Raw genomic sequence first — 7,135 nt, 5'->3', positions numbered from 1 at the left:
GCGGATAATCACACTGAGCCGCCAGCTGCCGGTAGGCCTCAACCATCACCACCGGATCGTTGTGCTTCACCGAGATCTTGATATCCCGGAAATCATGCTCCTCGAACAGCGACGCCTCCCACAAAGCCGACTCCACCAGAGCCTCCGGCGTCGCCCGCCCGTACTTCTTCAGCAGCCGCGCATCCAGCGAACCCGCGTTCACCCCGATACGAATCGGCGTCCCCGCATCCTTCGCCGCCCGCGCGATCTCCTTCACCTTGTCGTCGAACTGCTTGATGTTCCCCGGATTCACCCGCACCGCCGCACACCCGGCATCAATCGCCGCGAACACATACTTCGGCTGGAAATGAATATCCGCGATCACCGGAATCTGCGACTTCTTCGCGATCACCGCCAACGCGTCCGCGTCATCCTGCGTGGGGCACGCCACCCGCACGATCTGACAGCCCGACGCCGTCAGCTCCGCGATCTGCTGCAACGTCGCCCCGACATCCGACGTCCGCGTCGTCGTCATCGACTGCACCGACACAGGAGCATCACCGCCGACCGCCACGGACCCGACCTGGATCTGACGGCTCTTGCGGCGCTCGGCCAGCCTGGTCGGAACGGACGGCATTCCCAGTGAAATCGCAGTCATCTGCTGTGCAACCCCAAGGTGTGGATCAAGGTCCCGAGATCGGCGGGCTCCAGCCTTCGAGGTTACGGCACCAGGGGGCGCACGAGCACACCGTGCCCCCGAGTTCACCGAAAGGGGCGTCCCGGGCACGTTACGCACCCGGGACGCCCCGTACTTCCGTACGACCGCTAGGAGATCTTCACCGGGTTCACCACGTCCGCGACCAGCACGAGCAGGGTGAAGCAGATGAAGATCCCGGCCACCACGTACGCGACCGGCATCAGCTTCGCCACGTCGAACGGGCCCGGGTCGGGGCGCTTGAAGACGCGGGCGACCTTGCGCCGCAGCGACTCCCACAGCGCGCCCGCGATGTGCCCGCCGTCCAGCGGCAGCAGCGGCAGCATGTTGAAGAGGAACAGCGAGAGGTTGAACCCCGCGACCAGGAACAGCATCATCGCGATCTGGTTCTCCGGCGGGATGTCGAGGGTGAACACCTCGCCGCCGACCCGGGCCGCGCCGACCACGCCCATCGGGGAGTCGGCCTTGCGCTCCTCGCCGTTGAAGGCCGCGTTCCACAGGTCCGGGACCTTGGAGGGGATCGCGACCAGCGACTTCACACCCGAGCGCATCATGTCGCCCATGCGGTCCACGGACTGGCCGAAGGACTGCTGGACGATGCCGGTGGCGGGGCTGAAGCCGAGGAAGCCCGCCGAGGTGGTGCCGGAGGTGTAGTTGCCGGAACCGTCGATCCTGGCGACATCGTTCTTGATCAGGGTGGCGTGCAGGTCCACCGGCCGCCCGTCGCGCTGCACGGTGATCGTGGCCGGGCCGATGGTGTCGCGGATGTGCTTCTGCAGCGCCGACCAGTCGCCGACCTTCTCGCCGTTGAACGCGACGATCTTGTCGCCCGCCTTCAGACCCGCCTGCTTGGCCGGGGCCACCGGGTCGGCGGCCCTGCAGGTGTCGCGCTGCTCCTTCTGCGAGATCACACAGTCGGAGACCTTGCCCACCTGGGTGGTCTGGGTGTTGACGCCGAAGGTCATCATCACGCCGAAGAAGATCGCCACGGCGAGGACGAGGTTCATGAACGGCCCGGCGAACATCACGATCACGCGCTTCCACGGCTTGCGCGTGTAGAACAGCCGCGTCTCGTCGCCCGGCTGGAGCTCCTCGAAGGCCGCCGAGCGGGCGTCCTCGATCATGCCGCGCCAGGGCGAGGTGGAGCGCGCGGTGATCCGCCCGTCCTCGCCGGGCGGGAACATGCCGATCATGCGGATGTACCCGCCGAGCGGGACCGCCTTGATGCCGTACTCGGTGTCGCCCTTCTTCCGCGACCAGATCGTCGGGCCGAAGCCGACCATGTACTGCGGCACCCGGATGCCGAACATCTTGGCCGTGGACAGGTGGCCGAGCTCGTGCCACGCGATCGAGACGAGCAGGCCCACCACGAAGACGACTATGCCGAGGACCGTCATCAGAATCGTCATGCGTGTGCCTCCGCTGTCGCCTTCACCGCGAGTTCCCGGGCCCGGGCTCGTGCCCAGGTCTCCGCTTCCAGGACGTCCGAGACCGTGAGTGGGGTTCCCGCGGCGGGGATGCCGTGCTCGGCCACGACCTCTGTGACCGTATCCATGATTCCGTTGAAAGGCAGCCGTCCCGCGAGGAAAGCGTCCACGCACTCCTCGTTCGCGGCATTGAACACCGCCGGGGCCGTGCCCCCCAGCTCCCCGACCTGCCGGGCGAGTCCGACCGAGGGGAAGGCCTCGGTGTCCAGCGGGAAGAACTCCCAGCTCGACGCCGTGGTCCAGTCGAAGGCGGGGGCCGCGTCGGGCACCCGCTCGGGCCAGCCGATGCCGATGGCGATCGGGCCGCGCATATCGGGCGGGGTGGCCTGGGCGAGCGTGGAGCCGTCGGTGAACTCCACCATGGAGTGGACGTAGGACTGCGGGTGCACGACGACCTCGATACGGTCGAAGGGGATGTCGTACAGCAGATGCGCCTCGATGACCTCCAGGCCCTTGTTGACCAGGGTCGCCGAGTTCACGGTGATCACCGGGCCCATCGCCCAGGTGGGGTGCGCGAGGGCGTCCTCGGGGGTCACGTCCGCCAGCTGAGCGCGCGTACGGCCGCGGAAGGGGCCGCCGGAGGCGGTGACCACCAGCTTGCGTACGTCGGCGCGGGTGCCGGCGGCGAGGGCCTGGAAGAGGGCCGCGTGCTCGGAGTCGACCGGGATGATCTGGCCCGGCTTGGCGAGCGCCTTCACCAGGGGGCCGCCGACGATCAGCGACTCCTTGTTGGCCAGCGCCAGGGTCCGGCCCGCCGCCAGGGCGGCCAGGGTCGGCGCGAGGCCGATGGAGCCGGTGATGCCGTTGAGGACGGTGTGGCACTCGGAGGCGGCGAGCTCGCTGGCCGCGTCGGGCCCGGCGAGGATCTCGGGCAGCGGCTCGGTGCCGTAACCCTCCTTCAGCGCCTCGCGCAGCGCCGGCACCGCGTCCGTCCGGGCGACCGCGACCGCGCGGACCCGCAGCCGGCGCGCCTGCTCGGCCAGGAGCGCGACCCGGCCGCCCGACGCGGCGAGCGCGGTGACGCGGAACCGGTCGCGGTTGCGCAGCACCAGGTCGATGGCCTGGGTGCCGATGGACCCGGTGGAGCCGAGGACGACGATGTCCCGGCGGCCTTCGGTGGGATCGAAGGCGATGTGCGGGTCGGCGAGGGGGGCTGGGCTGTCGCTCATCCCCCCATTCTTGCCGCATCCGCTGTGCGCCGGGACAGGCACTCCCCCGTGCGGGGGCCGCGCGGCGTGTTCCGGGGGCGCCGGGACACCGGGGAGCGGGGCCCTCCGGTGTCCCAACGGCCCGGTGGATTCAGCGGATCGGGCGGTGGACGTTGTCCCGCTTCGCGGGTCCCGGGGTCGCGTCCGCGATCCACGGGCCGTCGCCGGAGGGGTCGACGACGCCCTCCTCCAGCCAGGTGTACGACCCGGCCAGCACCCCGGCGACGACCTTGCGGTCGAGGTCGTCGGTGTTGGCCCACAGCCGGTCGAAGAGCTCGTCCACCCGGATACGGGCCTGCCGGCAGAAGGCGTCGGCCAGCTGGTGGGCCTCGCGGCCGTGGGCACCGCCGGTGCGCAGCAGCTCCGCCCGTACGCAGGCGGCGCTCATCGCGAACAGTTCGGCGCCGATGTCCACGATCCGGCCGAGGAAGCCCTGTTTGGTCTCCATCCGGCCCTGCCAGCGCGACATGGCGTAGAACGTGGAGCGGGCCAGCTTGCGGGAGGACCGCTCGACGTACCGAAGGTGCTGCGCCAGACCGTCGAACTCGCTGTAGGAGTTGGGCAGTTGGCCGGGCCCGGAGAGCAGTTTGGGCAGCCAGCGGGCGTAGAAGGCGGCGGCGCCCGCGCCCGCCTTGGCCTTGTCGGGCAGCTTCATGTCGGGGTCGATCAGATCGCCCGCGACCGAGAGGTGGGCGTCGACGGCCTCGCGGGCGATCAGCAGATGCATGATCTCGGTGGAGCCCTCGAAGATCCGGTTGATGCGCAGATCGCGCAGGATCTGCTCGGCCGGTACGGCCCGCTCGCCCCGGGCGGCCAGCGAATCGGCGGTCTCGAAGCCGCGCCCGCCGCGGATCTGGACCAGTTCGTCGGCCATCAGCCAGGCCATCTCGGAGCCGTAGAGCTTGGCGAGGGCGGCCTCGATACGGATGTCGTTGCGGTCCTCGTCGGCCATCTGCGAGGACAGGTCGAGCACCGCCTCCAGGGCGAAGGTGGTGGCCGCGATGAACGAGATCTTGGCTCCGACGGCCTCGTGCTGGGCGATCGGCTTGCCCCACTGCTCCCGCGCCGCCGACCATTCACGGGCGATTTTCAGACACCATTTGCCCGCGCCGACGCACATCGCGGGCAGCGAGAGGCGGCCCGTGTTCAGCGTGGTCAGGGCGATCTTCAGCCCGGCGCCCTCGGGGCCGATGCGGTGGGAGGCGGGGACGCGGACCTGGTGGAAGCGGGTCACCCCGTTCTCGATGCCGCGCAGGCCCATGAAGGCGTTGCGGTTCTCCACGGTGACGCCGGGCGAGTCCGCCTCGACCACGAAGGCGGTGATGCCGCCCTTGTGACCCTCGGACCTGGGCACCCGGGCCATGACGACCAGCAGGTCCGCGACGACGCCGTTGGTGGTCCACAGCTTCACGCCGTCCAGGACGTAGGCGTCGTCGCCGTCCGGGACCGCCGAGGTGGCCAGCCGCGCCGGGTCCGAGCCGACGTCCGGTTCGGTCAGCAGGAAGGCGGAGATGTCGGTACGGGCGCAGCGCGGCAGGAACGTGTCCTTCTGCTCCTGGGTGCCGAAGAGCTTCAGCGGCTGCGGTACGCCGATCGACTGGTGCGCCGAGAGCAGCGCGCCCACCGCGGGGCTGGCGGAACCGGCCAGCGCGAGCGCCTTGTTGTAGTACACCTGGGTGAGGCCGAGGCCGCCGTACTTGGTGTCGATCTTCATCCCGAGGGCGCCGAGCTCCTTGAGCCCGTTGATCACCTCGTCGGGGATCCGCGACTCGCGCTCGATGAGGGCGCCGTCGATCTTCGTCTCGCAGAAGTCCCGCAGCTTGGCGAGGAACGCCTCGCCGCGCTCCGCGTCCTCACCGGCGGGCAGCGGATGCGGGTGGATGAGGTCGAGCCGGAAACGCCCGAGGAAGAGTTCCTTCGCGAAGCTCGGCTTGCGCCAGTCCTGCTCGCGCGCGGCTTCGGCGACCCGGCGCGCCTCGCGCTCCGAGACCTTGGGTGTGCCGTGTGGTGCGGTCATTGAGGGGTACTCCTCGCCGCGACGTTGTGCGGGGCGCGCACACGCACCCCGTTACCGGACAGTGCTACTCGTCCGTATGTACCCGATTCCCGCCGGGGCAGCCACCCCTGGGGCGCGAAACGGCCGGAGCCCGCCGATGGGCTCCGGCCGTGTCCGGTCCGTGCGGACCGGTGTCGCGTACGTCCTGGAGGGCGCGTACGTCCTAGAGGGCGAGGCCGGTGAGGACCAGCACGCGCTCGTAGGTGTAGTCGTCCATCGCGTAGCGCACGCCCTCGCGGCCGACGCCGGACGCCTTGGCGCCGCCGTACGGCATCTGGTCCGCGCGGTACGAGGGGACGTCGCCGATGATCACGCCGCCCACCTCCAGGGCGCGGTGGGCGCGGAAGGCGGTCTGCACGTTGTGCGTGAAGACGCCCGCCTGGAGGCCGTACTTGGAGGAGTTGACGGCCGCGAAGGCCGCCTCCTCGCCGTCCACCTTCTGCACGGTGAGGACCGGTCCGAAGACCTCCTCGCAGGCGAGGGTGGTGTCGGCCGGGACCTCGGTGAGGACGGTCGGCGCGTAGGAGGCGCCGTCGCGCTTGCCGCCGGCGAGCAGCTTCGCGCCGGCCGAGACGGCCTCGTCGACCCAGGACTCCACGCGCCGGGCGGCGTCCTCGCTGACGAGGGGGCCGACGTCGGTGGAGGCGTCGGAGGGGTCACCGGTGACCTGGGCCTCGACGGCCGCGACGATCTTCGGCAGCAGCCGGTCGTAGACGGCCGCGTCGGCGATCACGCGCTGCACGGAGATGCAGGACTGGCCGCCCTGGTAGTTGGAGAAGGTGGCGATACGGGAGGCCGCCCAGTCCAGGTCCGCGTCCGAGGCGAAGTCGGCGAGGACGACGGCCGCGCCGTTGCCGCCGAGCTCCAGGGTGCAGTGCTTGCGCGGCACCGAGTCCATGATCGCGTAACCGACCTTGTCGGAGCCGGTGAAGGAGATGACCGGGAGGCGGTCGTCCTGCACCAGGGCCGGCATCCTGTCGTTGGCGACCGGCAGGACGCTCCACGAGCCGGCGGGCAGCTCGGTCTTGGCGAGCAGCTCACCGAGGATGAGGCCCGAGAGCGGGGTGGCGGGGGCGGGCTTGAGGATGATCGGCGCGCCGACGGCGATGGCCGGGGCGACCTTGTGGGCGCACAGGTTCAGCGGGAAGTTGAACGGTGCGATGCCGAGGACGACGCCCTTGGGGAAGCGGCGGGTCAGCGCGAAGCGGCCCTGGCCGCCGGCGTCGGTGTCGAGGCGCTGGGCCTCGCCGCCGTTGAAGCGCCGGGCCTCCTCCGCGGCGAACCGGAACACCGAGACGGCGCGGCCGACCTCGCCGCGGGCCCACTTGATGGGCTTGCCGTTCTCGGCGGAGATGAGCTGGGCGATCTCCTCGGTGCGCTCGGTGAGGCGCTTGGAGACGTGGTCGAGGGCGGCGGCGCGTACGTGCGCGGGGGTCGCGGCGAACTCGTCGACCACGGCGTGCGCGGCGGCGACGGCCTCCTCGACCTGGGCCTCGGTAGGAACGCTCACCGTGCCGACCAGTCGGCCGTCCCAGGGGGAGGTGACGTCGAAGGTGTCCTCACCGGTGGCCTGGCGGCCGGCGAGCCAGAAGGCGTGGGTGGAAGTCATTGCGAATCCCGGCCCTTCCGAGGTTGGAGGTGGGTGATGTGGTCTGTTGCCTGTGGTTCCCACCGTAGGGGGGTGGGGGCG

At 70.5% G+C, this 7,135-nt stretch carries 5 protein-coding genes; all 5 read right to left on the bottom strand.

The window, feature by feature from the left end:
• Positions 1–637, bottom strand: a 637-nt coding sequence (locus tag ACJA3G_RS25570) for a flavodoxin-dependent (E)-4-hydroxy-3-methylbut-2-enyl-diphosphate synthase (protein ID WP_406555398.1), incomplete at its 3' end; no start/stop codon positions are given.
• 167 nt (positions 638–804) lie between these two features.
• Positions 805–2,103 carry a M50 family metallopeptidase gene (locus ACJA3G_RS25565; RefSeq protein ID WP_406555397.1) on the bottom strand — a complete coding sequence of 433 codons (1,299 nt, stop codon included), beginning with the start codon at positions 2,101–2,103 and terminating at the stop codon, positions 805–807.
• Positions 2,100–3,350 (bottom strand): 1-deoxy-D-xylulose-5-phosphate reductoisomerase, encoded by a 1,251-nt coding sequence (gene dxr / locus ACJA3G_RS25560; protein WP_406555396.1) that lies wholly within the window; start codon positions 3,348–3,350, stop codon positions 2,100–2,102. The genes ACJA3G_RS25565 and dxr overlap by 4 nt, the downstream gene beginning before the upstream one ends.
• A 130-nt stretch (positions 3,351–3,480) precedes the next feature.
• The gene (locus ACJA3G_RS25555) at positions 3,481–5,406 is read right to left on the bottom strand and encodes an acyl-CoA dehydrogenase family protein (protein ID WP_406555395.1); all 1,926 of its coding nucleotides are present in this window, start codon (positions 5,404–5,406) and stop codon (positions 3,481–3,483) included.
• Between the two features lie 202 nt (positions 5,407–5,608).
• Positions 5,609–7,054 carry an aldehyde dehydrogenase family protein gene (locus ACJA3G_RS25550; RefSeq protein ID WP_406555394.1) on the bottom strand — a complete coding sequence of 482 codons (1,446 nt, stop codon included), beginning with the start codon at positions 7,052–7,054 and terminating at the stop codon, positions 5,609–5,611.
• Between the last annotated feature and the right edge of the window lie 81 nt (positions 7,055–7,135).

The sequence above is a fragment of the Streptomyces sp. YS-3 genome, assembly GCF_045257485.1.
GTDB lineage: Bacteria > Actinomycetota > Actinomycetes > Streptomycetales > Streptomycetaceae > Streptomyces.
Note: the sequence above shows the minus strand (reverse complement) of the source record. Positions and strands in the feature narration are given on the sequence as shown.